The organism is Sulfurovum lithotrophicum (genome assembly GCF_000987835.1).
Lineage (GTDB): Bacteria > Campylobacterota > Campylobacteria > Campylobacterales > Sulfurovaceae > Sulfurovum > Sulfurovum lithotrophicum.
Genome location: NZ_CP011308.1, coordinates 299,489 through 325,955 on the forward strand (window position 1 = coordinate 299,489; position 26,467 = coordinate 325,955).

The 26,467-nt window shown below is 44.3% G+C and carries 26 protein-coding genes and 1 riboswitch; of the genes, 19 read left to right on the forward strand and 7 right to left on the reverse strand.

From position 1 onward, the window contains the following. Window position 1 precedes the first annotated feature (1 nt). Genes rfbA through YH65_RS01510 form a run of 8 tightly spaced genes read left to right on the forward strand, consistent with a single transcriptional unit; the run spans window position 2 to window position 8,333 of the window. On the forward strand, window positions 2-874 hold the full coding sequence (gene rfbA, locus YH65_RS01475; protein ID WP_046550314.1) for a glucose-1-phosphate thymidylyltransferase RfbA: 873 nt from the start codon (window positions 2-4) through the stop codon (window positions 872-874). Between the two features lie 15 nt (window positions 875-889). Beyond that, window positions 890-1,465 carry a dTDP-4-dehydrorhamnose 3,5-epimerase gene (gene rfbC / locus YH65_RS01480; protein ID WP_046550315.1) on the forward strand — a complete coding sequence of 192 codons (576 nt, stop codon included), beginning with the start codon at window positions 890-892 and terminating at the stop codon, window positions 1,463-1,465. Continuing rightward, a complete protein-coding gene (gene rfbD, locus YH65_RS01485; RefSeq protein WP_046550316.1) occupies window positions 1,458-2,321 on the forward strand; it encodes a dTDP-4-dehydrorhamnose reductase in 864 nt (287 codons plus the stop codon). Before rfbC ends, rfbD begins: the two co-directional genes overlap by 8 nt. Then, window positions 2,318-3,331, forward strand: a complete 1,014-nt coding sequence (gene rfbB / locus YH65_RS01490) for a dTDP-glucose 4,6-dehydratase (protein ID WP_046550317.1) — start codon at window positions 2,318-2,320, stop codon at window positions 3,329-3,331. The genes rfbD and rfbB overlap by 4 nt, the downstream gene beginning before the upstream one ends. Before the next feature lie 25 nt (window positions 3,332-3,356). Next, a complete protein-coding gene (locus tag YH65_RS01495) occupies window positions 3,357-4,205 on the forward strand; it encodes a glycosyltransferase (RefSeq protein ID WP_046550318.1) in 849 nt (282 codons plus the stop codon). Continuing rightward, on the forward strand, window positions 4,195-6,240 hold the full coding sequence (locus YH65_RS11160; protein WP_052746050.1) for a capsular polysaccharide export protein, LipB/KpsS family: 2,046 nt from the start codon (window positions 4,195-4,197) through the stop codon (window positions 6,238-6,240). Before YH65_RS01495 ends, YH65_RS11160 begins: the two co-directional genes overlap by 11 nt. After that, the gene (locus YH65_RS01505; RefSeq protein ID WP_052746051.1) at window positions 6,233-7,423 is read left to right on the forward strand and encodes a capsule biosynthesis protein; all 1,191 of its coding nucleotides are present in this window, start codon (window positions 6,233-6,235) and stop codon (window positions 7,421-7,423) included. Before YH65_RS11160 ends, YH65_RS01505 begins: the two co-directional genes overlap by 8 nt. 55 nt (window positions 7,424-7,478) lie before the next feature. Further along, on the forward strand, window positions 7,479-8,333 hold the full coding sequence (locus tag YH65_RS01510; protein ID WP_046550319.1) for a DUF2279 domain-containing protein: 855 nt from the start codon (window positions 7,479-7,481) through the stop codon (window positions 8,331-8,333). Between the two features lie 13 nt (window positions 8,334-8,346). On the opposite strand, the gene YH65_RS01515 is transcribed toward YH65_RS01510, so the two are convergent. Both YH65_RS01515 and YH65_RS01520 read right to left on the reverse strand, forming a co-directional pair. Further along, a complete protein-coding gene (locus YH65_RS01515) occupies window positions 8,347-9,738 on the reverse strand; it encodes a DUF1501 domain-containing protein (RefSeq protein ID WP_046550320.1) in 1,392 nt (463 codons plus the stop codon). Window positions 9,739-9,747: 9 nt separating this feature from the next. Continuing rightward, entirely contained in the window at window positions 9,748-11,331 is a 1,584-nt protein-coding gene (locus YH65_RS01520) for a hypothetical protein (RefSeq protein ID WP_154806454.1), read from the reverse strand. Between the two features lie 116 nt (window positions 11,332-11,447). Further along, window positions 11,448-11,522, reverse strand: a riboswitch (cyclic di-GMP riboswitch). 182 nt (window positions 11,523-11,704) lie between these two features. Between YH65_RS01520 and YH65_RS01525 the strand changes: the two genes are divergently transcribed. After that, the gene (locus YH65_RS01525) at window positions 11,705-11,935 is read left to right on the forward strand and encodes a DUF3450 domain-containing protein (protein ID WP_154806455.1); all 231 of its coding nucleotides are present in this window, start codon (window positions 11,705-11,707) and stop codon (window positions 11,933-11,935) included. A 69-nt stretch (window positions 11,936-12,004) separates the two neighbouring features. Then, window positions 12,005-12,226, forward strand: a complete 222-nt coding sequence (locus tag YH65_RS01530; protein ID WP_046550323.1) for a hypothetical protein — start codon at window positions 12,005-12,007, stop codon at window positions 12,224-12,226. Window positions 12,227-12,296: 70 nt separating this feature from the next. Here YH65_RS01530 and YH65_RS01535 read toward each other — a convergent pair whose 3' ends face one another. Together YH65_RS01535 and YH65_RS01540 are read right to left on the reverse strand one after the other, a co-directional pair. After that, a complete protein-coding gene (locus YH65_RS01535) occupies window positions 12,297-13,229 on the reverse strand; it encodes a GGDEF domain-containing protein (RefSeq protein WP_046550324.1) in 933 nt (310 codons plus the stop codon). A gap of 31 nt (window positions 13,230-13,260) precedes the next feature. Continuing rightward, the gene (locus tag YH65_RS01540; RefSeq protein ID WP_046550325.1) at window positions 13,261-13,677 is read right to left on the reverse strand and encodes a type II secretion system protein; all 417 of its coding nucleotides are present in this window, start codon (window positions 13,675-13,677) and stop codon (window positions 13,261-13,263) included. A gap of 205 nt (window positions 13,678-13,882) precedes the next feature. On the opposite strand from YH65_RS01540, the gene YH65_RS11685 reads away from it, so the two are divergent. The 7 genes from YH65_RS11685 to YH65_RS01575 all read left to right on the forward strand — a co-directional run bounded on the left by YH65_RS11685 (window position 13,883) and on the right by YH65_RS01575 (window position 21,502). Then, complete coding sequence (locus YH65_RS11685; protein WP_425427561.1) at window positions 13,883-14,350, forward strand: type II secretion system protein; 468 nt, start codon at window positions 13,883-13,885, stop codon at window positions 14,348-14,350. A gap of 134 nt (window positions 14,351-14,484) precedes the next feature. Continuing rightward, window positions 14,485-14,964, forward strand: a complete 480-nt coding sequence (locus YH65_RS11690; protein ID WP_046550326.1) for a type II secretion system protein — start codon at window positions 14,485-14,487, stop codon at window positions 14,962-14,964. Between the two features lie 96 nt (window positions 14,965-15,060). Then, window positions 15,061-15,504 carry a type II secretion system protein gene (locus tag YH65_RS01555; RefSeq protein ID WP_046550327.1) on the forward strand — a complete coding sequence of 148 codons (444 nt, stop codon included), beginning with the start codon at window positions 15,061-15,063 and terminating at the stop codon, window positions 15,502-15,504. A 49-nt stretch (window positions 15,505-15,553) separates the two neighbouring features. Continuing rightward, on the forward strand, window positions 15,554-17,383 hold the full coding sequence (locus tag YH65_RS01560) for a primosomal protein N' (RefSeq protein ID WP_245609207.1): 1,830 nt from the start codon (window positions 15,554-15,556) through the stop codon (window positions 17,381-17,383). A 217-nt stretch (window positions 17,384-17,600) separates the two neighbouring features. After that, complete coding sequence (gene ispG, locus YH65_RS01565; protein WP_046550329.1) at window positions 17,601-18,662, forward strand: flavodoxin-dependent (E)-4-hydroxy-3-methylbut-2-enyl-diphosphate synthase; 1,062 nt, start codon at window positions 17,601-17,603, stop codon at window positions 18,660-18,662. A gap of 83 nt (window positions 18,663-18,745) precedes the next feature. Then, entirely contained in the window at window positions 18,746-20,182 is a 1,437-nt protein-coding gene (locus YH65_RS01570) for a replicative DNA helicase (protein WP_046550330.1), read from the forward strand. A gap of 60 nt (window positions 20,183-20,242) precedes the next feature. After that, a complete protein-coding gene (locus YH65_RS01575) occupies window positions 20,243-21,502 on the forward strand; it encodes a ComEC/Rec2 family competence protein (protein WP_046550331.1) in 1,260 nt (419 codons plus the stop codon). 7 nt (window positions 21,503-21,509) lie between these two features. Here YH65_RS01575 and YH65_RS01580 read toward each other — a convergent pair whose 3' ends face one another. The 3 genes from YH65_RS01580 to YH65_RS01590 are packed head-to-tail and all read right to left on the reverse strand — an operon-like array spanning window position 21,510 to window position 24,439. After that, window positions 21,510-22,325 carry a YihY family inner membrane protein gene (locus YH65_RS01580; RefSeq protein WP_046551962.1) on the reverse strand — a complete coding sequence of 272 codons (816 nt, stop codon included), beginning with the start codon at window positions 22,323-22,325 and terminating at the stop codon, window positions 21,510-21,512. A 42-nt stretch (window positions 22,326-22,367) separates the two neighbouring features. Beyond that, window positions 22,368-23,759, reverse strand: coding sequence for an FAD-binding oxidoreductase (locus YH65_RS01585; protein WP_046550332.1), 1,392 nt, complete (start codon window positions 23,757-23,759; stop codon window positions 22,368-22,370). Next, entirely contained in the window at window positions 23,759-24,439 is a 681-nt protein-coding gene (locus YH65_RS01590; RefSeq protein WP_046550333.1) for a plasminogen-binding N-terminal domain-containing protein, read from the reverse strand. Before YH65_RS01590 ends, YH65_RS01585 begins: the two co-directional genes overlap by 1 nt. 167 nt (window positions 24,440-24,606) lie before the next feature. Between YH65_RS01590 and YH65_RS01595 the strand changes: the two genes are divergently transcribed. Beyond that, a complete protein-coding gene (locus tag YH65_RS01595; RefSeq protein WP_046550334.1) occupies window positions 24,607-25,896 on the forward strand; it encodes a peptidoglycan DD-metalloendopeptidase family protein in 1,290 nt (429 codons plus the stop codon). Further along, window positions 25,853-26,461: an NUDIX domain-containing protein gene (locus YH65_RS01600; RefSeq protein WP_084721998.1), complete on the forward strand. Its 609-nt coding sequence runs from the start codon at window positions 25,853-25,855 to the stop codon at window positions 26,459-26,461. The genes YH65_RS01595 and YH65_RS01600 overlap by 44 nt, the downstream gene beginning before the upstream one ends. Window positions 26,462-26,467 lie beyond the last annotated feature (6 nt).

Below are 26,467 nucleotides of genomic sequence, written 5' to 3' on the forward strand. Positions count from 1 at the left end.
TATGAAAGGTATTATTTTAGCGGGGGGATCCGGGACAAGACTCTATCCGATTACTAAAGGTGTGAGCAAGCAGTTGGTCCCCATTTATGATAAACCGATGATTTACTATCCTCTTTCTGTACTCATGCTTGCAGGGATCAAAGAAGTGCTGATTATCTCTACACCGCAGGATCTCCCGAGATTTGAAGAATTACTGGGCGACGGAAGCAATATCGGTATGCAGTTCTCTTATATGGCACAGCCGTCTCCTGACGGGTTGGCACAGGCCTTTTTACTGGGAGAATCGTTCATTGGCGATGATAATGTCTGTCTTATTCTGGGGGACAATATATTTTACGGTCATGCATTGACGGAACTGTTGAAAAAAAGTATTGCAAATGCTGAAATAGAGGATAAAGCAACCGTGTACGGGTATTATGTCAGTGACCCTGAACGTTACGGTGTAGCGGAGTTTGATACAAGGGGTAATGTTGTCTCTTTGGAGGAGAAACCGAAATACCCCAAAAGCAATTATGCCGTGGTAGGACTGTATTTTTATCCGAATGATGTCGTGAAGAAAGCCAAGGAAGTGAATCCTTCAGATCGCGGTGAGCTCGAGATCACTACACTGAACCAAATGTATCTTGAGGAGGAAAGACTTCGGGTGAAACTCATGGGTAGAGGATACGCATGGCTCGATACGGGTACACACGAGTCTCTGCTTGAAGCAAGCCAGTTCATACAGACCATTGAGAAGAGACAATCTCTGAAGGTAGCCTGTATCGAAGAGATTGCGTATGAGATGGGGTATATTTCCAAAGAGCAGTTACTTACCCTGGCAGAGCCGTTGAAGAAGAGCAATTATGGTCAGTATCTTATTCAAAGAGCGCAATAGGAGAGGGAGTGGAAAATGAACTTTATACGTACAGAGATCGAAGATGTTGTGATAGTTGAACCTGCGATTCATGGTGATGAGCGAGGATATTTTGTAGAAACATTCAGGCAGGATAAACTTTCCGAATTTCTGGGATACACAATAGATTTTTGTCAGGACAATGAATCCAAAAGTTCTTATGGTGTTCTTAGAGGGTTGCATTATCAACTCCCACCTCATGCACAGACAAAGCTGGTACGTGTTATACAGGGACGTGTTCTGGATGTTGCTGTGGATATTCGTAAAGGAAGCCCGACTTTTGGACAACATGTTGCCGTTGAATTGAGCGGTGAGAACAAACGCCAGCTTCTGGTTCCCCGGGGATTTGCGCATGCATTCATCGTATTGGCCGATGATACGATATTTGCCTATAAAGTGGATGCCTACTACTCTCCGGAGTGTGACAGAGGCATTTCCTATGCCGACAAAGATTTGGGGATTGAATGGCCTATGCCTTTGGAAGAGATAAAGCTTTCAGAGAAAGATACCAGGCAACCGGAACTGTATGAGACAGATGATCTGTTTGAATACGGTGTGAACTACTATGCCTAATATACTTGTGACGGGGAGCAGAGGGCAGCTGGGGAGTGAACTTCGTGAACTTGTTAATAATAATGCAATATTTCACTTCACAGATAGAAGTGTATTGGATATAACAGATCAAGATGCAATAAAACATTTTTGCCTTGAAAAAGATATTGAAGTGATTATCAATTGTGCCGCCTATACGGCTGTAGACAAAGCGGAAGAAGATGAGGAGAATGCTGATAGGATCAATCACCTGGCTGTCAAGTATCTGGCACAGATCGCCAAAGAGCGGGAGATCAGATTTGTACATATCTCAACCGATTATGTTTTTGACGGTACGAACTTCATGCCCTATGTTGAAAGTAATAGGACAAACCCCACCAGTGTGTACGGAAGGACCAAGCTGGCAGGGGAAGAAGCAATACGGAAGATCAACCCGGACAATACGGTAATTATCAGAACATCATGGGTTTACAGCACCTACGGCAGCAATTTTGTCAAGACCATGTTGCGTCTGGGGAAAGAAAGAGATACATTGGGAGTAATATTCGATCAAGTGGGTACACCGACCTATGCACGGGACCTGGCACAGGCGATCCTGGATATTGTGCCACAGATAGAGAATAAAGAGGTTGAGATTTATCACTACTCGAACGAGGGGGTGCTCAGTTGGTACGATTTTGCCAAAGAGATCATGAAGATGGCGAAGCTGGAGTGCAAGATCAATCCGATAGAGACAAAGTCCTATCCAACGCCGGCCAAAAGGCCATACTACTCTTTGTTGAATAAAGCAAAGATAAAAGAGACTTTCAATCTGGAAATCCCATACTGGAAAGATGGATTGGATACCTGTCTCAGAACAATGGGTGAAAGAAAATGAAAAGTATTTTGTTAACTGGAACAGCAGGCTTCATCGGTTCGAATTTCGCACCGTATTTTTTGGAAAAATATCCGGAGTACAATTTGATCAATCTCGATTTGTTGACCTATGCCGGAGATCTCGCGAACCTGAAGGAATGTGAAGAAAACCCGAGATACAAATTTATCAAAGGGGATATCTGCAACCGTGAGCTGGTCGAGTTTATTTTCAAAGAGTATGACATTCGCGGGATAATACACTTTGCGGCGGAATCCCATGTGGATAATTCCATTAAGAACCCGGGAGTATTTGTAGAGACCAACGTGAACGGTACTTTTACTCTGCTGGATGTGGCGCAAAAACACTGGATGGAAAAACCTTTTAGCTACAAAAAGGGGTACAAAGGGTGCAGGTTTCACCATATCTCCACCGATGAGGTATACGGTACCCTGAATGAGACGGATCTTTTCACCGAAAAGACGCCGTATGCCCCAAATTCCCCTTATTCCGCCTCAAAAGCTTCAAGCGATATGATCGTACGTTCCTATCAGGAGACCTATGGCCTGAATACGGTGATCACGAATTGTTCGAATAATTATGGCCCGAAGCAGCATGATGAGAAGTTGATACCGACGATCATCAGAAAGGCGTTGGCAGGAGAGAGTATTCCTATTTACGGAGATGGAAAAAATATACGGGATTGGCTTTATGTCCTGGATCATTGCAAGGGGATCGATCTGGTCTATCATGCAGGGAAAGAGGGAAATGTCTATAATATTGGAGGACGTAACGAGCGTACCAACCTGCAGATCGCAGATACGATCTGCAGGATACTGGATGAGAAAATACCTGTAAAAAAGAGTTATAAAGAGCTGGTCACTTTTGTGGAAGACAGGGCAGGACATGATAGACGCTATGCTATCGATGCGACCAAAATTGAAAATGAGCTGGGTTGGAAAGCGGACGAGAACTTTGATACGGGGATCATCAAGACTGTTGACTGGTACTTGAAAAAGTACAACGTCCAATAATCCACGGTCCGGGAGAAAGGGTACTATGCCAAAGATAGCAGCAGTCGTCCTTCTCTTCTACCCTTCCGAAGAGGTACTTTCCCATATTGAAACCTACTGTCATGAAGTAATGCATCTCTATCTTGTTGACAATACCGAAGAGCATGCTCTTTCGGTATTTCTGAAAGAGAAACTGCTCTCTTTTCCGAATGTCTCCGTGATCCATCAATATGAGAATATCGGTATCGCCAAGGCATTCAATCTCGCCTTGAAACATGCAAAGAAGGATGGTTACGATTGGCTGCTGACTATGGATCAGGACTCCTATTTCGGCAAAAAAGAGTGGTCGGATTATCTGGCGCATTTTGTATCACTCAGACAGTATGGGAAAGTAGGCGTGATTGCCCCGATGCATAACCGGAAATTTGTAGAGCATTCTGTGGAGACATTGTATGTCAAACAGGAGGCTGTACTGTCGTCCGGAAACCTGCTGCATGTAGAACATGCATTGAATGCCGGTGCCTTCGATGAAGCACTTTTCATAGATGAGGTCGATCATGCTTTTTGCTTTGAGTTACAGCGCCACGGCTATGATATCCTTCGGGATCAGACAGTCTATCTGAACCATGAGTTGGGCACTCCTTTGGGTACCCATGGGAACATCAGGCTGTATCCGGCACAGCGTTTGTATTATATGCTGCGTAATTATCTGTACATTCAAAAGAAATATACGGATGATTTTCCGGATTTTATTCAGAATAGAGGGCGCTATCTTATGAAGTTTTTCATGAAACAACTCCTTTTCGGCAATGAGAGGATACTTTCGATCCGTATGTTGTGGCAGGGCTACATGGATCACAGACACTCCATCTACGGCAAGTACCATGGAAAATAATGTGCAGCCCCTGGTCTCTGTTGTCATGGCGACATACAATGGAGAAGCCTTTATCTCGGAACAGATCGACTCTATACTCTCCCAAAGCTACAGTTCTCTGGAACTGATCATCTGTGATGACGGGTCCAGCGATCGGACTCTCGATATCGTCCGGAAATATATGCAGCGCTGTCCGCAGATCTCCCTTCATGAAAGCAAAGAAAATATCGGGTTTGTCAAAACCTTTGAAAAGGGTATTGGGCTGAGTACAGCCGACTATATCGCTCTGAGTGACCAGGATGATATCTGGGAAGAGGATAAACTGCAGATACAGATGGATGCAATGGCGGAACAGGAGAAGGCTTTTCCGGAGCATCCCGTAATGGTCCATTCCGATCTGCATGTGATCAATGAACAGGGCAGGCTGAAGTACCTTTCCTATTTTAGTATGAAGCATTATAGACTTAAACCCACGAAGGATATCGGACATATTGCCGGCCCCTGCGGTGTGATGGGAAACACGCTCCTCTTCAACCGTGCATTGAAAGAGAAGATACTGCCTTTTCCGGAATGTGTCGCATTTCATGACCAATGGATCGCTTTGGTCAATGAACTGTACGGGGTGCGTATTACCGTTGAGAAACCACTGGTGAACTACCGGATACACCAAAAGAACAGCAGCAATAGGGAAAGTTCTGTATTTTACGACCCTGTGAAAGCAGGAGTCTCCTTTTTGAAAGGGGAGATCGAGCTTCCCTATGTGGATTCGTCCCGGACATGCATGATCGAATACCTGTTGGAGGACTGCATACTGCAGCAGAACGATAGAATAGTGCTGGAGCATTTCCTGGCATATTTACAACAAAGAAAAAGATCCTTAAAGCAGTTACGGGGATTATGGCGTTATGATCTCCTCAAAAGGCATATCTGGTACAGGCTTGGTGTTTCACTCAATTATATTCTTTACCGTAAGAGAAAAAAGCGGATATTCCTTTTTGGATTTTCCTATTGGAAAAGAAACTTCATCAAGCCTTTTTTTGCAGAAGAAGGCGAGATAGTGTTTTGCCGGACACTGGATGAAGCACTCGGGAAAGGCCTGACGAAGCATTCCTCTGTTTACCTTTGGGGGAAAAACCCCTTTCCGGAAGTGGAAGCCTATATTGGAGGCGGTGAAGGGAAACTGTGGCGGGTAGAAGACGGTTTTATCCGTTCAGTATCACTGGGCTCAGATCTTACAAGGCCTTATTCCCTTGTGATGGACAGCAGAGGCATCTATTTTGATCCGCATGAAGAGAGTGATCTGGAACATATGTTGAACACCGCTACTTTCGGACCTGAACTTATTGTACGTGCCCAAAGACTACAGGATTATCTTGTCAGGCACAGAATATCCAAATACAATGCGGACCGGGAAAGAAAATTGATTCTGCCGCATTATTCCAACGAGAAAAAGGTAATTCTCATCCCTGGGCAGGTCGAGGATGATGCCTCCATCCTGTATGGAGCAAACGGTATGAGCAATCTTGCACTGATAAAGGAAACGCGAAAACATGCTCCTGAAGCATATATTGTCTATAAACCCCACCCTGATGTCCTGGCAGGGAACAGAAAAGGGAATGTAGCCTATGATGATGTCATGAAGTATTGTGATATGATGATAGCGAATACGAGTCTGGATTCGATACTTGCACTCTCGGATGAAGTGCATACTATGACCTCACTGGTCGGATTTGAAGCACTGATACGCGGGAAAAAGGTCTATACATACGGTACTCCTTTTTATGCAGGATGGGGCTTGACATTTGACAGAAAAACCGTTCCGAGACGCACAAGAAGAAGGACTCTGGATGAATTGGTCGCTGCCACCTTGATCGTCTATCCCCGATATATAAATCCGGTAGACAGTAAACCATGTGAAATTGAAGTAATTTTAAATAAAATAGATGAAGAAAAAAAACGCTATAATAAAAACAGTCTATATAAAGTATATGTCGATAGTCGCAATATAGTATCTAGAAAAATTCAATGGTGTATAAAGGCATTAAAGGGTGAATAATTTTGGATCTTTAGAAGGCAAGAGAATACTTTTTCTACAGGGCCCTATGGGTACATTCTTCAAAAAGCTGGATAAGAATTTTAGAAAAAAAGGTGCCATCACCTATCGTATCGGATTCAATATGGGCGATCAGTTCTTTTCATACCGTGACAATTATATACCCTTCAGAGATGTATGTGAAGTCTGGCCAAAATTCATAGAAGAATTTTTAGGAAAAAAAAAGATTGATATGGTATTTCTTTTCGGTGACTGCCGGTATTATCAGAAAGTGACAACAGCCATTGCCAAAGAAAAAGGGATCGACGTTTTTGTGTTTGAGGAGGGATATCTTCGGCCCCATTACATCACAATGGAAAAATTCGGTGTCAATGGCTTCAGCCAACTGAGTAAAAATCCTGCCTTTTATCTTTCCTCTACGGGGGATGAGATGGTTCCTGAACCTGTACATGCAAAAAGCAGTAAAACAAAAATGGTCATTTCGGCTACACTTTATTATGCAATTTCCAACCTGTTTGGCATCCATTACCCGCATTACAGGCACCACAGGGAATTTTCTGCCGTACAGGAAGCTTTTTACGGGATCCGTGGACTGTTTCGCAAAGCATTGTACGCCGTGACCGAGCGGGACTGTCTTGAACGGCTGACCGTCACACTTTCAGGCAGATACTATTTTGTACCACTTCAGACACATAATGATTTTCAGATACTTCAGCATTCCAGGTACAGATCGATCGAAAAATTTATTATTGAAGTCCTGGAGTCGTTTGCACAATATGCCCCCAAAGATACCTATCTCGTTTTCAAGCATCACCCGGTGGACCGAGGACGGAAGAATTACCGGAAATTCATCCTCGAGCAGGCCAATATCCTGGAGATCAGAGAATCTGTTATCGTTATTCATGATGTATTTCTGCCTGAGATACTGAAACATACCAGAGGTACGGTGACCATCAACAGTACGGTCGGCCTTACCTCTATCGAATACGGTATACCCACCATTACGCTGGGAGAAGCCGTTTACGATATAGAAGGATTGACGAACAAGGGGAAAGAACTCAAAGTATTCTGGTCCGACCCTCAGCTGCCAGACAGGAAGCTTTATCATAGGTTCAGACAATATCTTGTCAATCATACACAGCTGAACGGCAGTTTTTACGGCCGGATGCCCAAAGAGCTGCAATAAGGCTGATATCTTCTTTATGCTACAATAAAAAAATGATTGTGAAAGAGGTGAACTGATGTTCAAAAAAACATTTCTCCTGTGTTTCCTGTACACATTTTCCTACAGTGCGGAATGGGTCAATAATCTCAATAGTACAACAGCAAAGATGAATCAATATACATTAATGACAGAAGACCCAAAAAAAGGGATGATCATAGATAATCTTGCTGCTGATATCATGATCGCTCTATGGGGATTTCAAAATTGGAATTGGGGTACAGAATCTTTTCATGTTACAAAAGAAGACTGGTTTGAAGAAGATTCGGATACAGGAGGTGCCGATAAAACAGGACACTTCTATATGACCTATCTGCTCTCCCGCGTTTTGGGCTCCCGTATGCAGGATAGAGGATGGAGTCTGGAGGAATCCTCTCTGTATGGTTCTCTCTCTGCAATGCTGGCAATGACTCTGCTGGAGGTAGGTGATGGTACAAGTCATTACGGTTTCTCAAAGGAGGATCTCCTGGCAGATGGGATGGGTGCTGTAACCGCCTATCTGATAAGATCCAATCCCGGTGTCGATAAATTTCTTGATGTTCGACTGGAATACCTACCCTCGTCAGGTTATCTGGAACATATAGATACGGCGACAGATTATTCGGGGATGAAACATCTAATTGCTTTCAAGTTTGCCGGCGTCGAAGAGTTGCAGGATACGCCGCTTGGGTATATGGAAGTGCAGCTCGGCTACTATACAAGAGGATATAGGGCTTATGATATAGATATTGCTAAAAGTCAGCAAGTCTATATCGGTATAGGTCTGGATCTGACACGCTTGGCAGATATGACTGGGATCAATGTATTGAAAAACCTTTTCGAATTCTATCAGCCCGGACATACATATGTCGAGACCAATCTTTGGGAAAGATAACTGTTTCCTTTTTTTAACTTAGCAGGCCGTCGATGGGCATATTGTTATCAGTGAGTATCTCAGGATTGGTGATACCATAAATATTATAGAGTGTCGCAGCAATGCTGAAGACTTGAAAATGATATGATTCTCCTTCCTGACCGAAGTTTTTCGGTCTATTGTAGAGACGGTCGGGTTCTCCTGTAGTATAGAGTTCCGTTTCTCCGACAATACCCATTTGGTTCATATAGTCCTTTCCTCCTATCCAGTATACGTTCTGGTTGTTCCCATGGTCCCATCCCGCTGCATTGTTATAATTCAGGTTCCGTCCAAACTCACCAAAGACCACAATGTTGATGTTTGTGCGCGCCGCTGCGTTCATATGGGTTACGGCTGCATCGAGTGCGCTTAGCAGCTGTTTCATTCTGTTGCTATATTGTGCAAGTGCATTCTGATGGTCGTCCCATCCTCCCAGTCCGCCTATAGCACCGATGGTCACTACTTTGGTATGTGCATTATGGATAAGAAGTTTCATTGCCAATTGTAATTTATCCGCATATTCATTGTGTGCAGGGTAACTCACACCTTCAGGCAGCGGTATGGCATTCAATTCGTCCGTATATTGTGCAAGAATAGCTCTTTTGTCAAAATTGTCCTGTATCGTCCCTGGTGTATTGGTCTGAGTTGCCTGTGTGTCCAGAAGGTTATCAATAGTCTCTTCGGTCTGTGTATTGAGGATACGGTTTATCAGTGGGGAGGAGGATCTTGCATAAGGATTCTTGATAGCACTTTTGCTGTCGAATATCACAGGTTCGAGAAATGAAGGCAGATCGATGCCGCCTTTGGCATAGAGCGGTGATATCGTACTTTCCATTGAAACAAAAGGGAAATTCTTTCCTATCTCGTCATTGGCTGTCGGTTCGGTGACCGCTCCTTTGTTATACAGAATGGATGCGATATTTGTGACAATACCGGATGTTCCCTGAGTAGCCTGCCCATACTGTGCCTGGGAAGAACATACACCATGGGACCTGGAATCATCAAAGGTTCTGAAACATGTCCTGAAAAGGTTCATATCTCCATTTGCCAGAAGTTTCTCGATGCTGTCACCTCCTGCTTCCAGCCAGCAGTTGTTTTGTGTAGGTGTCATGGAGGGGAGAGGATAGGGATTCTGGCTTGCACTGTTTATCTCGTCCAGGTTTGTGAGGTTCCCTGCAAATTCTGCAGCACCCCCTGTAAGATAAACAATAATGGTCTGGGCATTGTTGTCGTTGTAGATATTCGGATCGAACTGGATCTGATCGTAGTCCAGAGCGGCAGCAGACAAAGTACTGGGGAATACAGAAGAAAGGCCTAAAGCACCAAGACCTTTCATAAAGGTTCGTCGGTCGATATGTTCTTCTGGACGTTGAATGTTCTTTTTCATGATATTCTCCTATGAATTTGTTATGAATTGATATGTTTCGCCAAGTCTGGAAATATAATCAAGGATAAGATCGGCGATATATCCCCGCATCTTTGCATCCAGGTCAGGATTGTCGCTTCCTGTTAATACCAGCCTGCCATAGCTGTTGAACAGATCGGGATCATATTTGTCTGGATCTACAAGGTCTTTGAACATTTGAAGCTCATTGGCCGTAGCATCCCTTCCGATTGTGGAAATGAAAAGAGAATGCACCATATATTCGGCTACCTCTACATTGGTTGTAAGCGTATCTGGAATAACAGCAAATATCTCTTTCAAGCCCCATCCGTCGGCAATCGATACAAAAGAGGAGTTCTTTTCAAATTTGGTCATTAGGTTATCCCTTAAACTTTTGTGCATCCAGGCAAAAGAATAAGTATTGAGGGGTGCACTGACTGCTCTTCCCAGCTTGTATGCCATAGATGCCTGATTCATCTTATCCAAAGCATCGTAGAGGGTGAAAAAAGAAGAACTATGTGGATGCCAGTCCACTGTTTTGGCTATAGGGAGAAAGAGTTCCTCAAAGGAGCGTATTCTGTTGGAATTCAATAAATACTCCCTGGAATAGATGATCTCTTTCAGGAGGTCTGTCCATGCTGTTGGATTGCTCATAACGAGTTGGGAAACGATATCGTCTTTTTGTGTATCCGTATAAGTTGAAAAATAGATATTCACCAATCTTCTGGTCACAGTGGGCAAAAAGTCAGGTTGAAGGACAAGGCTGCTGTAAAAATCTGTTCCGCTGGTAACCGTGGTACCTTCGAACAGGTCAGTGATCGGTTCTGTATTTCCCTTTCCTTCCTCGATGACCAACGTATTGCTGCCTCTATCAAGTTTCCAGTTCTGTAGTGCCTGTGCAGCCAAAGGTACGTGACTGTCATTCATATCGTACAGGTAGATCTCCAGCATTTCACGGCCATTGTCCTCAGGGCTCTTGAACCGTCTCCAATTGGATTGTGATATCATATGTTTAAAAGTGATCCACTGCAAACTGGAACCGGCATTAAGTTCATTTACAAGATTGGAATAGTAGACAGCATAGGCATCGGTTTCTTTGACATTGGGAAGTTCCAGTCCGGGACAATAAAGTATACTCTGGGCCAATACATAGGCGGCCCAATGGTTAAAGTATGTTTTCCCGGGTGTCAAATGAAACAGTCTTGCCAGGATCGGTACTATGACTTGACCGTTTTTGGTGGCACTGTAATACTGGCCAATCAATTCTTCCACGTCACTGACTTCCGCAGCACTGTTCTCCCGATCGAACATGTCATAGGTTTGACTGATAAAAGTACCCGATTGAATACTGGTGTTAATATCATTCATGTCAGTACCATAATACAGAGTGCTGTAAAGCTTGGTGGCCACTTTGTATTTTTTTTCGGTAGAAAGGCTATTGAACTCATCATCTGTTAATCTGGGGAGTGAAAACTCATCATAGGAAAGTGGAGTAGCTTTGATGGTGATACCAAAGCTTGTTCCTCCGGCTTCCATACCTGTAGTAATAAACAGAAGAGATAGCAAAACTATTATTGGTCTGTATAGAGAATACATAATGATCCTTTAAAATATAAAAAATTTAAGGGACAGAAAAGACAGGGGGGGGGAGATTACAAAAAATATGTAAATAAAAAACTCTACTGAGATAGTATTCTCTATTTATTGTCCATATCGGCAACCTGGCAATCTACATGAGACCCATAGCTTTCTGTCCCTACCTCACGATAGGTTTAGCATTTCTAAAACAATAACTTAAATTTAATTGTATTTTATTTTAACTTAAATATTTATTAAATCCAAATTCAGAAAATAGAAAGCAAGTTGGTTTGGTGTTGGAGGAGATGCTGTTTTATACAGGATATTTCCAATTTCTAATTTCCAATTTCTGATTCTTTTGCTATGATAGCGTTTCAGAAAAAATATTATCATGGAGCGAACGATGACAGCCTTACAGAAACTACAGGAAAAGATTACGCAATGGAAAGCAGATTACGAAGCACTCAAAAATGAAAATGAGCAACTCAATGCAGAGCTTGCAAATATGTCTGGTTCCCAAAGTGAAAAAGATACTATAATCGATTCACTGAAAAGGGAATTAGCTGAAAAAGATGCAGAGATCGAAAAAATAATCGCACAAGTTGAGGCGCTGCTGTCATAGTACAGTTGAAAGGTAACAATTAAAAATTGATCTTCTGATTTTTAATTTCTATATCTGAAGGATTTGAATATGAAAAATGTAGGACTTACTGTCTGCGGCAACCGCTATGAAATTAAACTTGAAGATGATTTTGCGGATTTTGTCAACAAGGACCTCTCGGATGCCGGTGTCAACCTGCATACAGACAATAAACCCGATAAGCTTCTCAAAGCCTATCTTCGTCTGGCCAAACAGGCCACTTCCTATGAAGATGAGATAGAACTGCTTATCGAAACGCTGGATGGTCTGTAAAGCATTACCTTTCGTTACTCTCTTTTGGAGAGTAAATACTTTTTGGTGCCGTGCTCTCATAGCTCTTACATCAATTCTTGCTCCGCGTTATAAATGATTCTTCCGTTTCGCTGTTGTCGAACTGTGTTGTTATGAAATCAAATTCAGGTTGCGGATCTACATGGAATTCATAATGTGACAATGCTGTCTTGAGACGTGTTTCAAGATGGAGTGCAGCTTCTCTGTCTGCCATGGGCATGAGTATGGCGAAATGCTCTTCATCGTAACGGCATACTGTATCGCTGTCCCTTGTGGACATACTGATAACATGCGCTATTTTTTGTGCAAGATGTTTCTGCTGCTTCGCATCATAAATCCCACCCTTCAGGTTTGTTACCGACAAAAAGAAGATGGAGAGTGGACTGTTCTCTCTTTTTGCTCTGGCAACTGCAGTCTGAAGTTCCGCCAGGAAGAATTTTTGGTTGAAAAGATCTGTATCGTGGTCGTGAATGGCATGCTTTTTCATCTGTCTATGAATGTATACTCTTACAAAGTAGATTAGAAGAAGTGTGAATATCATAGCCAGTAAAAGGCTGATGTAAAAGACATTGATGATCTCTTTCTGTTTCAGGTAGACCATCTTTTCAATGTTGACGGCCATATTTTCAGCCAGATCGTAACATTTCCCCTTTTGTGCAGAAAGATCTTTTTTGGATGCGCTCCAGCATGCTGTTACATCTGAGAGATCCTGCGAGAGTGATTTCGCACCTATGTAGAGTTTGGAGTCGGCGTTCTTTTTTGCCCACTGTGCAATGTTGTTGAGATTTTTGTCTATCTGGAGTATATCATTTTCATTTGAGGTATGCTCTATTGCACCGGGGATCCAGCTGCTCTGGCGGACGATCAATGTATCGGTTTTGATCGTCTCAAATGATGAGTAGACGAAGTAAAAACTGAAAGGGAGAATGAGAACGACTAGATAAAGTAGAAGTGTGATCCGAAATGATGACCATTGTTTTTGCATATTATTTTCCTTATTATTATATCTTCATTTTTTAATTTCTGTTTACACCAATGCCGCCAAAGTCATAACTTCTGGCCAGGTGGCCTCCTACATAGTCTATATCTGTACAGTATGGAGCGGCTGTTGGATCAGTTGTTACATTGAAGTCTTCGCCATTGACGGAATAGACGATATTGTAGCACATGGTACTGTTCTTGTCGCATGCTACAGGATGGTCTGCTAATGTATAATCACGATGGGTGGCTGTATAATGGGCAGCAGCGTCTGTTATGCAGATCGACATGTTTGATACAACAGCTGAAAGCTTGGCGTCATCCCTTGTGGCAGAGAGTTTTTTGATGGCAATGCCTGCAAGTAGACCTATGATTACTATAACAAAGATCAATTCGATCATTGTGAATCCGCGTCTCATTTGTTTCATGTTGTGTTCACAGTTTTCGCTTTTCAAATGCAATCCCTCCAATCTCTTTTAATTTATGATACTATAAAAAAGAAAGATAAGTCAAATACATAGAGCGGGAACGTACAGGTTCAAAATTTTTTATATTCATTTAAGTTATAGTATCATATACTTTTAGTGGGCCGATTATTGAATTGGTACTAAAATTTATTTTCAGGAGTTCATCATGACTAACATGAGACGCGGATTCACAATGATCGAATTGATCTTTGTAATTGTAATTATCGGTATTTTGGCAGCGGTTGCCATTCCAAAGTTGGCAGCAACGAGAGATGACGCAAAGATTTCTAACGTTATTGCAAATACAAGAACAGCCTTGGGTGATATGTCTTCATATTATACTTCACAAGGTGGTACAGTATGGAAAACTGCCAAATTAAGTGATGTAACGAATGTACCTGTTTACACAGATAATGGATGTACGACTCTAGCAACATCCAGTACAAATGCTATAGGTACGGTTTATTTGTGTGATGAGGCAAAAGGTAAGCCATGTGTAACTCTCAAAGCGACACAGACAGATATAAATGCGACAGCAGCATCTTCAGGAACAAGTACCGTATGTGATGGTGTAGTGAGTGATCCTGCTATTATAGCACTTACTGATGGTGCAGGAAATACAAAAACACATAAACTTGGTGGTGTAGGTGTTGTAAGATAAGGCTTGCCTTATTTTACTAGTTCCCACGTACAACGTGGGAATGCATATTTCAATAAGCATTAGAAAATAAATTCTAATTTTTTATTTATTTTCTAATTTTTATTTATTTTCTGATGAAAGTTAAAAGGATATCTATGGATACTCCATATCAAAAAGCGTTTACAATGATCGAACTGGTCTTTGTCATTGTCATTATCGGTATATTGGCGGCAGTTGCCATCCCGAAACTGGCAGCGACCAGAGATGATGCGAAGGTTTCTGCCATCATAAGCCATGCAAGAAAAACCCTTGGTGACTTTCAAGCCTTTTATACCTCACAGGGAAATGACAGATGGACAAGCGTGAATGTGACCGAAGCTACCAGTGTACCGCTTGAAAAGGCTGGCTGTACCGGTCTTGTGGACTCCGGTAGTGCACTCAGTCCCACAACTTTCGTATTGTGTCATGACAACGTGGTATGCCTCACCTTCACGACGATAAATGAAGGTAATTTGACCATAACGGATGGGACGGATACAACAGATTACATCTGTGAGGCAGTGAAGGCCGATCCTGCGATATCTGCCATCAGCAATAAATCGTATAGACTGGGCGGAGAGACAGTCGTACGATAGAGGTTCCCTAAAGTATATATTTTTGTGTTGCATGAAAGATAACTTCCTGCTTTTATGATATAATATAATAATAAAATGACACAAAAAAGGATTTCTATGCACCATAAACATCAAAAAGCTTTCACCATGATTGAATTGGTATTTGTCATCGTGGTAATTGGAATTCTGGCAGCAATCGCTATACCAAAACTGGCAGCTACACGTGATGATGCCGTCATTACCAAAGCAAGGGCGACCCTGGCATCAGTCAGAAGTTCATTAAGTACTGAACGCCAGAAACGTATTTTGCGGGGTGATTTTACAGCCATAGGTGACTTGGGAGACAGTACCTATGCATTTAGGTACTTCGATAACAACAGTTCCAATCCCGTGCTTGAATATCCGGTAAAAAACTGTGCAACCGGTGCGAATGAATGTTGGAAGCGTGACAGCAATACGCAGTATACTTTCAGGAGTCCCACCGGGACAGATGCGGTTTTTACGCTTTCAGGCAATAAACTGAACTGTAAAACCTCCTCTGACTGTAGCGAACTTGAATAAGTAAGTGCATTACTACGAAATTCTTCTTTTAAGGTCAAGCGCTCCTGCTTTGACCTATTTTTCCAGACAAACATTAGATGCGGGTTCCATAATCTCTGTTCCTCTTAAATCTACCCAAAAAGATGCGGTTGTGGTCAAAGAGGTTGAAAAGCCTGATTTTGAAACGGCTGAGATCGTTTCCGCATCCGGCAAAGCTTACAATACTGTACAAATGGAGATCGCCAAATTCATCTCTGAGTACTATTTCTCCTCATTTTCCGAAGCTATCTCATTATTTTTGCCATATGCTGTAGGGTGTTGTCCCATGACAACACCTTTAAAAACAGACCATGAGAAACAGCCTTGTGGTGTTGTAGGGGTACAACACCCTACGTTAACGACAATACAACAAAAAGCCTACGCCCAGCTCCTGAAAAAAGACAAAGCCCTACTTTTTGGTGTGACCGGCTCGGGGAAAACGGAAATATTTATTTCATTGATGGCAAAGATGCTCGAAGAGGGTAAAACGTCTATTTTCCTGATGCCTGAGATCTCGCTCTCTCCGCAGATGGAGAAGCGTCTGAAGGTCTATTTTGGCGATACCGTGGCGATGTGGCACTCTAAGATCACCAAAAAGAAGAAAGAGCAGATACTTGAAGGCATTGGGAGCGGAACCGTCCGCATCATTGCCGGGGCACGTTCGGCGCTCTTTACACCGCTAAAAGACCTGGGGCTGATCATTGTCGATGAGGAGCATGACGACAGCTACAAGGCACAGACCAGGCCGCGCTACCATGCACGCGATGTGGCGGTACTTATGGGGCAGAGGCTGGGTGCCAAAGTGGTGCTGGCTTCGGCGACACCTTCGGCTGCGAGTTACTATAAGTATGATGTGGTCAAGCTTGGGAAGCCCTATGTGCAGATGAAAAAAGAATACCGTTTTATCGGTGGTGACAGCATCAATGCACCTATTTTGAATGCCTTGCAGCAGAATTTTGCAGCAAAGAACCAGTCGCTGCTTTTTCTGCCTACGAGGGGGAATTTCAAATACCTCTACTGTGAAAGCTGCGGCAAGACGCATCTCTGTCCCTACTGTTCGGTGGGGATGGCACTGCATCGCAGGCGCAGACACCTCAAATGCCACTACTGCAACTTTACCGAAGCCATAGTCGACACCTGTACCTACTGCGGGCATACACCGCTCAGGAGTGAACGTATGGGAACCCAGGAGGCTATGGAAGTCATTGGCAATGCCATAGAGGGTATAGAAATAGAACAGTTCGACAGGGACAGCATCGGTACGGCAAAGCAGCTTAAAAATGCCCTCAAGCGTTTTGAGAGCGGAGAAAGCCATCTGCTGCTTGGTACGCAGATGTTGAGCAAGGGGCATGACTATGCCAATATCACGCTTTCGGTGATCATGGGGTTGGACCACATTTTGGGACTGGCGGATTACCGAGCCAGGGAACGGGCGGTGAGCCTGCTGTTCCAGGTAGCAGGACGAAGCGGAAGGGCCAAAGAAGCACAGGTGATCGTTCAGACCGGTGATGCGGAGTTTTTCAAAAACTATCTGCATGACTATGAAGATTTCATCAGGGACGAACTGGTGTTTCTTGAAATGGCAGGCTATCCACCGTTCGCGTCACTGGCACGTATACTCATAGCCCATAAAGATGAAGCCAAAGCAGGGAAGATCACACTGGATACGGTGACGAAACTCAAACAGTTCGGTGACATTGAAATTGTCGGTCACGGCAAAGCACCTGTTGAACGCATTGCCAACAAATACCGTTTCAACATACTGCTGCGCGCCAAGAGCCGGGTGCCTCTGTTAAAAGCTTTGCATGCAGTAGACAGACGGGAGATAGAGATAGATATGGACCCGGTCGAGTTTTCGTAGGGTATGCAATGCAGGGTGTGCAATAGCACACCTTTTGCATGCGTATTATTATTTTAACCCGGAACATACAAGAGAGATCACACATCTTTTACAAAGCATTAGCCTATGGATATTCATAAAGAATCATAGATTAACTTTTGATCGGTGTGCAATTGCACACCCTACGACGGATTAAATAATTTACGATAAAATAAAACAATTATAATGAAGGTTAAGTGTGAAAGAAAGATACCCAACTAAAAAAATTTACGTCGGAGATGTTGCCGTAGGCGGTGATGCACCGATCTCTGTACAGTCGATGACATATAGTGATACACGTGATGTAGCCGCAACGGTAGAGCAGATCAACAGGCTGCATTTTGCCGGGGCAGATATGGTGCGTGTCGCCGTGCCCGAAATAGAAGATGCTTTGGCGCTTAAAGCGATCAGGGAGCAGATATCCCTGCCACTCATTGCCGATATTCACTTTAACTACCGACTGGCACTCGAAGCGGCCAAATGGGTGGACTGCATCAGATTCAACCCGGGGAACATCGGTGAAAAATCACGTATCAAAGAGATCGTAAAAGCATGTCAGGAGCGTAATTTGCCTATACGTGTAGGTGTGAATGCCGGTTCTCTGGAAAAAGAGTTCGACCAGAAGTACGGCGCGACGGCGGAAGGCATGGTTGCCTCTGCGGAATACAATATCAAGTTTCTCGAAGACCTTGGATTTACCGATATCAAAGTTTCTCTAAAGGCTTCTGATGTAGACAGGACAGTGGATGCCTACAGAATGCTGCGTCCCAAAAATGCCTATCCGTTCCATCTCGGTATCACCGAAGCGGGTACGATCTTTCATGCCACGGTTAAATCGGCCATAGGTCTGGGAGCGCTGCTGCTGGACGGCATAGGCGATACGATGCGGGTTTCCATTACCGGCGAACTGGAAGAGGAGATCAAAGTAGGCAAGGCGATACTCAAAGACAGCGGACGGGTGCAGGAGGGGTTGAACATCATCTCCTGTCCTACCTGCGGGCGGATAGAGGCGGACCTTGTTTCTGCCGTTGCCGAGGTGGAAAAAAGAACGGCGCACATTAAAACACCGATGGATGTCTCTGTCATGGGCTGTGTGGTCAATGCCATAGGAGAGGCCAAGCATGCCGATGTGGCCATAGCCTATGGCAAAGGTAGCGGGCTGGTGATGGTCAAAGGGGAAGTGGTGGCAAAACTGCCTGAGAGTGAGTTGGTAGAGAGATTTGTGGAAGAGGTAGAAAAGTTTGCAGAACAAAATAAATAATGTAGGGTGTTGTCCCATGACAACACCTTTTGAAACAGCGTGTTGTAAGGGTACAACACCCTACAGAAATAGAAGGTAGTTTCATGGAAAACATGTATAACCTGAATATCGAAAGGGCAGTACTTTCAGCCATTATTTTTGATCCGGAGATCTATGAGGAGATCGCCGCGAAACTTCATCCGCATGATTTCTATCTGCCGTTCCACCAGCATGTCTTTCTTGCAATGGAAGAACTTTCACGGGAAGAGAAACCCATAGATGAAGAATTCCTCCGTTCCAAGCTTGTCAGTATGGGCAAGTTCGATGAAGTGGCGATGCTTGAGCTGCTTTCGGCAAACCCCATCTCCAATACCGCAGCCTACCTTTCCGAGATCAAAGCCAAATCAAGCAAGCGGGCATTGGCAACTCTGGCGACAGAGATCAAGAAAGTCACCATAGAGGATGACTTGCCTGCCGAAGAGGTAATGAACCTGGTAGAGAAGAAACTCTACGAGATCACCCAGAACAATACCAATGAAGACTTCAGGGAATCCAAAGAGATCACTCTGGCGATGATGGATGAGATCAACCGTCTCAAAGCGCTGGGAAACTCTAAACTCATTGGTACGGATACGGGGTTCAAGAATCTGAATGATAAAACCTCCGGGTTTGGTAAAGGGGACCTGGTGATCATTGCTGCGAGGCCGGCAATGGGGAAAACTGCCCTGGTACTCAATATGGCGCTCAGGGCCATTGAAAGAAACGAAGGGGTAGCCTTCTTCTCGCTGGAAATGCCGGCGGAGCAGCTGATGCTGAGGCTGCTTTCTGCCAAGACATCCATACCACTGCAGCAGCTGAGGATAGGGGACTTGCGTGATGAGCAGTGGAGCCAGCTCTCTGCTGCGACAGATGAACTTTCGCAGAAAAAGCTTTTTGTCGATGACGGCGGGTATGCAACCATCCACCATGTACGGAGCAAACTGCGTAAGCTCAAGACACAGCATCCGGAGATATCCGTTGCGATCATCGACTACCTTCAGTTGATGAGCGGTGAAGGCAAAGAGGGGAGACAGCAGGAAGTCTCTGAAATATCCAGAGGCTTGAAACAGTTGGCCAGAGAGTTGGAGATACCTATCGTGGCGCTTTCACAGCTGAACCGTGGACTGGAAGCTAGAGAGAACAAGCGTCCAATGCTCTCTGACCTGCGTGAATCGGGAGCGATAGAGCAGGATGCCGACATCATTCTTTTTGTCTATCGTGATGATGTCTACCGTGAAGCCAAAGAGAAAGAGAAGGAGATGAAAGCCAAGGCGGAAGGGAAAGAGTATACTTCCGATTTCAGGAAGAAAGCCGAAGAGGAAGCGGAGATCATCATAGGCAAACAGAGGAACGGACCGACCGGGACGGTCGATCTGGTCTTTCAGAAACAGTACACGCGTTTTGTGGATGCAACGCACTCTCCTGCCTTTGAAGTGGTGTATGAAGAGAGTGACATCCCTGCCAATACAGGGAATATCTCCGTGGATATGCCCTCCATATAAACCGTAGAGTGCGTAATGCCCTTGGGGTGCACGCACCAAAAAAGCAGACAGGGAACCCCTATGGAAAAACCAAAACTTTTTGAAACGCATAAAAGTTTTGTCTGGACTATGGTCATTCTGTTGTTTCTGTTTTCCATACGACTCGGATGGGAATATAAAAACTACACGGAATTTATTTCAAAGCCTTTCTATTATACCTATGCTACGGTGCTTAATGCCTATATCAAGCAAAAGGGAAAACGCTCCTATCAAGTTCTGAAACTTCACAGCGATAACGGACTGACTTTTTATACGGTGACGCATCAGAAGGAATTGCTTCAAAACAGACGCTTACGCCTGCAAATTTTCCCCAGTAAAAAGATAGGTTTTACTGATTATCTGGGAAGTTTCTATGTTAAAAGTCGTATCAGGTCAAATGACCCTGTTTCTGCAGGTGTAAAAGAAGACGTACTGGAAAAGGTGGCTTCCCAGCACAGTGACCAGAAGATTGGCAGTTTCTATAATGCGATCTTTTTTGCGACCCCGCTTTCAAAAGAGATAAGGGAAAAAATAAGTTTGCTTGGTGTCAGCCATCTTGTGGCACTCAGCGGCTTCCATCTTGGGATCTTATGGGCACTGGTCTATGGTGGACTGTTGTTGCTGTACCGGCCTTTGCAGCAGCGTTACTTTCCCTATAGATATGCGTTATTTGATGTGGGCCTGATAGCGATAGTCGTATTGGGAATCTATGTGTGGTTCGTAGGCGCTCCGCCTTCCCTGATACGCTCCTATGCAATGATCCTGGCGGGATGGGCTGTACTTCTGATGGCCATTGAGCTTCTCAGTTTCAGTTTTCTGGCCATGGTTGCGGCTTTGCTGCCGGTTCTTTTCCCTTCACTCTCTGTCTCCCTCGGGTTCTGGCTCTCTGTGGCGGGGGTTTTCTATATTTTTCTGCTTTTGCAGTATTTCAGGGAATATAACAAATGGCTCATCACGTTGCTGTTTATCCCCGTAGGTATATTTCTGTTGATGCTTCCCGTCGTGCATATGATCTTTGGAACGACAAGTATATTGCAGCTCTTTTCTCCACTCCTGTCCATCCTATTCATCCCTTTCTATCCTCTGGTGATCTTTTTGCATCTTCTGGGTATGGGGAATCTGCTGGACAATGCATTGCTGTGGATGTTCGATCTTCCCTCCAGCGGTACAGAACACTTTTTGCCTCTCTGGGCGGGAGCTGTGTATGTGCTGTTGTCTCTAGCTGCTATCAGGTACAGGCCGATGTTCTACGCTGCTTTAGGCAGTGCATTTACCTATGCAGGTTTTCTGTTTTTCTTTTAATCCGGATTTAAATATGTTCTATCTCTTTGTCTTTATTGAGCAGGTAGCAGAAGCGTAATCCATGCAGGAAGATCGCCCAGGAGATATAGATCCATAGAAGAAAAAAGAGTACGGTGCTGATACTGCCGTAGACTGAAGTATACGTCTTGTTGTGCATGACATAGAAGACAAATCCGCTTTTGGAAAGGTACCAGATGAGTGACGCGATGAATGAACTGGTAAGTGCCGCTCTTTTTTGGATGGCTGTATTGGCAGAGAGTTGATAGGCGATGTAAAATACACTCCAGATAATGATATAGGGAATGACGGAATAGAGATGGATAGTGCTTGTGATCTCATTTTGGTTCAGGTAACCCTGAATGAGAGTGGAAACATAAAAGGATGCCCCCATCATCGTAGGCAGCAGCACAATCAGCAAAAGATAGGTTTTGATACTTTTCATAATTCCCCGGCTGGGCAGTTCAAAAATATCATTGACGATATAGTCGTAACTCTTAAAGAACATAATGGCCGCAAAGGTGACATAGAATACACCTACTATTCCAAGCTTGTCCGAATTGGCGATGAAAGTATTGATGTGCTCCATGATCTCTTTGGACTGTGTGGGCATGAGATTGGCAAAAATGAGTTGCTGTACCTTGTCGTACATTTCATGGAAAAGAGGCAGGGTGGTAAAGACATAAAGCAGAATGACGAGCAGAGGGATGATGGAAAAAATGGTATTCCAACTCAGACTGGAGGCATAGTAGCCCAGTCTGTCATCGAAAAGATCTTTGAAGAAATCTCTGAGAAAAATATAATACTCCCTAAAGAGCTTTCTCATCCTGCTCTTCTCAATTCTCTTCTCTTGAAGTTTCATTTTGGATCATACGCCGGGTAATCCCATTTTCCCCGGATTCAAGATATTGTTCGGATCGAAAGCATGTTTGATATCTTTAAAAAGTGAGAGCTCCGCTTCGTTGAAAGCAATATTCATAAAAGGAGCCTTGCTGGTACCGATACCGTGTTCTCCGCTGAGTGTCCCGCCCATATCGACGACCAGTTCGAAAATCTCTTCTATGGCCTTATGTCCCTCTTCGAGCTGTTTTTCGTCAGAACCGTCCACCATCACGTTGACATGGATGTTCCCGTCTCCGGCATGCCCGAAGCAAGGCACTTTGAAATTGTAACGCTCACCGATCTCGTAGATACGTTTCAGCGCTTCGGGAAGCATACTTCTGGGTACGGAGATATCTTCATTGAGCTTCTTGCTTCCGAAGACGGTAATGGAAGGAGAAGCATTTCTTCTCGCATACCAGAGTGTGTCTCTCTCTTTGTCGGTGTGTGCAATCACAAAATCCTGTGCGCCGTTCTCTTTAAAAGATTTTTCAAGGATCTCAAGCTGAAAATCGACCTCTTCAATGACATTTCCATCCACATCGCCGATAAGCAGGGCACCTGCATCTTCGGGAAGTTCGATGCCCAGTTTCTCTTTGAGGGCCTGTACGACAAGAGCATCCATGAACTCCATGGCAACAGGGTTCGCACCGCCGGAAAGCGACCTGAAGACAGCGTTCATTGCATTGTCAACAGAGGGGAAGATGCCCATATAGGCTTTCCTGAACTTCGGTTTGGGAAGCAGTTTGACTGTAATTTCGGTAATGACGGCAAGCGTACCTTCGGATGCAATAAGAATACCGGCGATGTTGTAGCCTGCCACATCCTTGATAGTCCTTTTGCCTGCACGGATGATATCACCGTTGGGACGCACGGCACGCAGGGCCATGACATAATCTTTGGTGATGCCGTATTTGGCTGCGCGCATACCGCCGGCATTTTCGGAAACATTCCCGCCAAGGGTGGAATACTCTTCGCTGGCAGGATCGGGCGGGTAGAACAGACGGAGCTCTTCCACAGCTCTTTGCAGGTCCATGTTGACCACTCCCGGCTGTACCACTGCGACCATGTTCTCCATATCGATCTCAAGGATCCTGTTCATATGTTTTTCCATGGCAAGTGTGATACCGCCGTTGGTCGGAAGCGCACCGCCCGTAAAACCGGAACCTGCACCTCGCGGGGTGATAACGATACCGTGGTGGTTGCAGTAGACTAGAATACGGCTTACATCTTCTTCATTTCTTGGGAAAACGACTGCATCGGGTTCAAAACGAGTACGTGTGGCATCGTAGGAGTAGGCGATACGGTGAGCTTTGTCACTGTAGACATTCTCTTTGCCTACGATCTCTTTGAGGGTCTCTACATGTTTCGGATCAAGCACTACAATGCCTCCATGGTCTGATAGTAGCTTCCCGTACTGCTTTTTGAGAACCATCCCGTCCGGATCTCGTTAAAGTGCATATAGAAAGGAAACTGTGCTTTTGCAGGAAGATTTCCCATCGCCTTTTTATTGATGATCCTGCCGGAAATAGGGTCAAGCAGTACCAGGGAATTCTTGCGAACAATACAAATGAGTCCTATCTGGTAATCTTTGGCAAAGGAGGAAAGATTTTCACGTGTAGGAAAGGCATCGCCTCTTTTGGAAAGGTAAATGGCAAAGAGATCCGGGTGTATCCAATTCTTTGTGTAAGAGGAAGTGACTTTTGCGTAAGTATCTGCATCAGGGGCAAGAAGCAGAACATTGTTATAAAGATACCCGCCTATGACCTTGTCTCCTGCTCTGACCGGTGTTTTTATGGTAGGCAGCTTGTCATGATGTATGATGTCCTTACTGATCACTTTTGCATGCCCTTTTGAAGTTTGCGCAATATAGGCAGTAATAGCCTGAAGGTCGCTACCGTAGTTGTGTACGATGATGCCACTCATACCGTTGGCAGGAAAAGAGGAGCGAAGTGCTATTGTGTCTCCTTTGGCAACAGAAACGGAAGTGTGAACGGTCGAAGGAAAAAATCCTGCAAAAAGGGGCAGGGCAGTCAGCAATATCAATGCTATTTTGATCATTATGATCCTTTGAAAAATAGTGTTGTGGGCAGTTTCTATAATTAGATATTCCCAATTATTTGATTATACAGACAAAAGATTAAAAATCTGATTGTAAATATCCGCTTCACATACCCATTTAGTTTAATTGGCTATAATATTGCCTAGATAACGGGGTTGGAGCAGAATTGAAATATCTTATATTGATCGTTGTATTGTTCAGTTTTTCATTTGGAATGAAAGCCAAAATGAAGGAATGGCCTCATGACTTCACATTTGCAGACTATTTGGATTTTAATGATATCTCAAGAGAGATGCTTGATTCTATTTCCCCCCAAGACCAGGAATATCTCTCCGATATCCAGAGCAAATACAAATATTATGAATTGCTGGATGACAACGGTAGCCTTATGCAGGCTTTGATCCCCATTTCCAAAGAGATGCAGATACATCTTTTCAAAGAAGTTAAGAAAGACAGATACAAGTTCGACATTATCCCTATTGCCTACAAGACACAGGAATATTTTGCCAAAGTGATCATCAGTTCCAATCCCTATACCGATGTCCAGAAAGCCATCAGCCGGGACAGTGTGGCAAAAAAAGCTTCCCAGGCACTCAAAGGTGTTATCAATACAAAAAAACTTCATAAAGGCGATATGCTTGCATTTGTCTATACCCAGCGCAGCAGGGTGGGGGTTCCCTATACGATGCCCCAGATCAGGGTGATGAAGGTCAAGACCAGGAAAAGTGAACAGTTCATCTATGTCGATGAGGATGGGAATGGCTATAAGGAGACAGGTAAAAAAGTAGCCTATACGGTGACAGGAAAAAAGAAAGTGATCTATACGCGACGTGTCAAAGAGAAAGGAAGCACCTTTGGGATGCCGCTGCGTCATGCACGTATCACTTCAAGTTTCTCCTACAGACGCTGGCACCCCATCCTGCACCGTTACCGTCCGCATCACGGGACAGATTTTGGTGCCAGACGCGGTACACCCCTGCTGGCGGTCAATGACGGTAAAGTCAGTTTTGCCGGATGGAAAGGCGGTTACGGCAGGGTTGTCCAGATCAGACACGCCGGGGGCTATGAGTCATTCTATGCACATCAGAGCCGCATACGTGTCAAGCGTGGCCAGAGAGTGAAAAAAGGACAGATCATCGGCTATGTAGGCAGTTCGGGCAGAAGTACCGGACCGCATCTCCACTTCGGGCTTAAGAAGAACGGCCGCTGGGTCGATCCGATGAAGTATCTTCGCAAGAGGTCCATCGGGAAAACCATTCTGAAGAAGTTCACTAAATATAAAGATGTAGAAGAGACCCGGTACAAAAAAGTGAGTATCAAGGGTACGGCAGAGAACAGGAAAAAACTCGAAGCATACCTCCTGAACGATACCCCCTCCTATATCTGGGGGAAAGAATATACAGGAACGGTACATGTCAACGACAAAGGGAAGTTTGAAGATGCAGAACAAGATTGAGAAATTTACTTTACATCCTCTGGAAGATCCAAGGTTCATCTCCACAGCCAGGGCAACCTATGAGCAGAACGGCACGGCAAAGAGCTGGGAGATCGTCAAAGCGCACGACAGTGTGGCTATACTCATTTATCATATTCAAAAAGATGCTTTTATTCTGGTGCAGCAGTTCCGTCCGGCTGTCTACATCAACAATCATGACGGTCTGACCGTTGAACTCTGTGCGGGTATCGTCGATAAAGACCTTTCTCTTGAACAGATCGCCAAAGAGGAGATAGAAGAGGAGTGTGGCTATAATGTACCGCTGGATAAAATAGAAAAGATCACCTCTTTTTATACCTCCGTCGGATTTGCCGGAAGCAGGCAGACCCTCTATTATGCCGAAGTTGATGAGCGTATGAAGGTGTCAGAAGGCGGTGGCGTGGATGCTGAGCAGATCGAAGTGATCGCACTTCCGGTCAAAGAGGCACAGGCTTTTATATTTGACGAGAGTATCGCCAAAACACCGGGATTGATGTTTGCGTTCATGTGGTGGGAACAAAGGCGAAAAGCGCTTTTGGATGGATAATGAATG

Bases quoted from the DNA above. Each gene is read 5' to 3' on its own strand.
- rfbA (WP_046550314.1), top strand. From the start codon at position 2: ATGAAAGGTATTATTTTAGCGGGGGGATCCGGGACAAGACTCTATCCG.
- rfbC (WP_046550315.1), top strand. From the start codon at position 890: ATGAACTTTATACGTACAGAGATCGAAGATGTTGTGATAGTTGAACCT.
- rfbD (WP_046550316.1), top strand. From the start codon at position 1,458: ATGCCTAATATACTTGTGACGGGGAGCAGAGGGCAGCTGGGGAGTGAA.
- rfbB (WP_046550317.1), top strand. From the start codon at position 2,318: ATGAAAAGTATTTTGTTAACTGGAACAGCAGGCTTCATCGGTTCGAAT.
- YH65_RS01495 (WP_046550318.1), top strand. From the start codon at position 3,357: ATGCCAAAGATAGCAGCAGTCGTCCTTCTCTTCTACCCTTCCGAAGAG.
- YH65_RS11160 (WP_052746050.1), top strand. From the start codon at position 4,195: ATGGAAAATAATGTGCAGCCCCTGGTCTCTGTTGTCATGGCGACATAC.
- YH65_RS01510 (WP_046550319.1), top strand. From the start codon at position 7,479: ATGTTCAAAAAAACATTTCTCCTGTGTTTCCTGTACACATTTTCCTAC.
- YH65_RS01515 (WP_046550320.1), bottom strand. From the start codon at position 9,738: ATGAAAAAGAACATTCAACGTCCAGAAGAACATATCGACCGACGAACC.
- YH65_RS01520 (WP_154806454.1), bottom strand. From the start codon at position 11,331: ATGTATTCTCTATACAGACCAATAATAGTTTTGCTATCTCTTCTGTTT.
- YH65_RS01525 (WP_154806455.1), top strand. From the start codon at position 11,705: ATGGAGCGAACGATGACAGCCTTACAGAAACTACAGGAAAAGATTACG.
- YH65_RS01530 (WP_046550323.1), top strand. From the start codon at position 12,005: ATGAAAAATGTAGGACTTACTGTCTGCGGCAACCGCTATGAAATTAAA.
- YH65_RS01535 (WP_046550324.1), bottom strand. From the start codon at position 13,229: ATGCAAAAACAATGGTCATCATTTCGGATCACACTTCTACTTTATCTA.
- YH65_RS11685 (WP_425427561.1), top strand. From the start codon at position 13,883: ATGATCGAATTGATCTTTGTAATTGTAATTATCGGTATTTTGGCAGCG.
- YH65_RS11690 (WP_046550326.1), top strand. From the start codon at position 14,485: ATGGATACTCCATATCAAAAAGCGTTTACAATGATCGAACTGGTCTTT.
- YH65_RS01555 (WP_046550327.1), top strand. From the start codon at position 15,061: ATGCACCATAAACATCAAAAAGCTTTCACCATGATTGAATTGGTATTT.
- YH65_RS01570 (WP_046550330.1), top strand. From the start codon at position 18,746: ATGGAAAACATGTATAACCTGAATATCGAAAGGGCAGTACTTTCAGCC.
- YH65_RS01575 (WP_046550331.1), top strand. From the start codon at position 20,243: ATGGAAAAACCAAAACTTTTTGAAACGCATAAAAGTTTTGTCTGGACT.
- YH65_RS01580 (WP_046551962.1), bottom strand. From the start codon at position 22,325: ATGAGAAAGCTCTTTAGGGAGTATTATATTTTTCTCAGAGATTTCTTC.
- YH65_RS01590 (WP_046550333.1), bottom strand. From the start codon at position 24,439: ATGATCAAAATAGCATTGATATTGCTGACTGCCCTGCCCCTTTTTGCA.
- YH65_RS01600 (WP_084721998.1), top strand. From the start codon at position 25,853: ATGTCAACGACAAAGGGAAGTTTGAAGATGCAGAACAAGATTGAGAAA.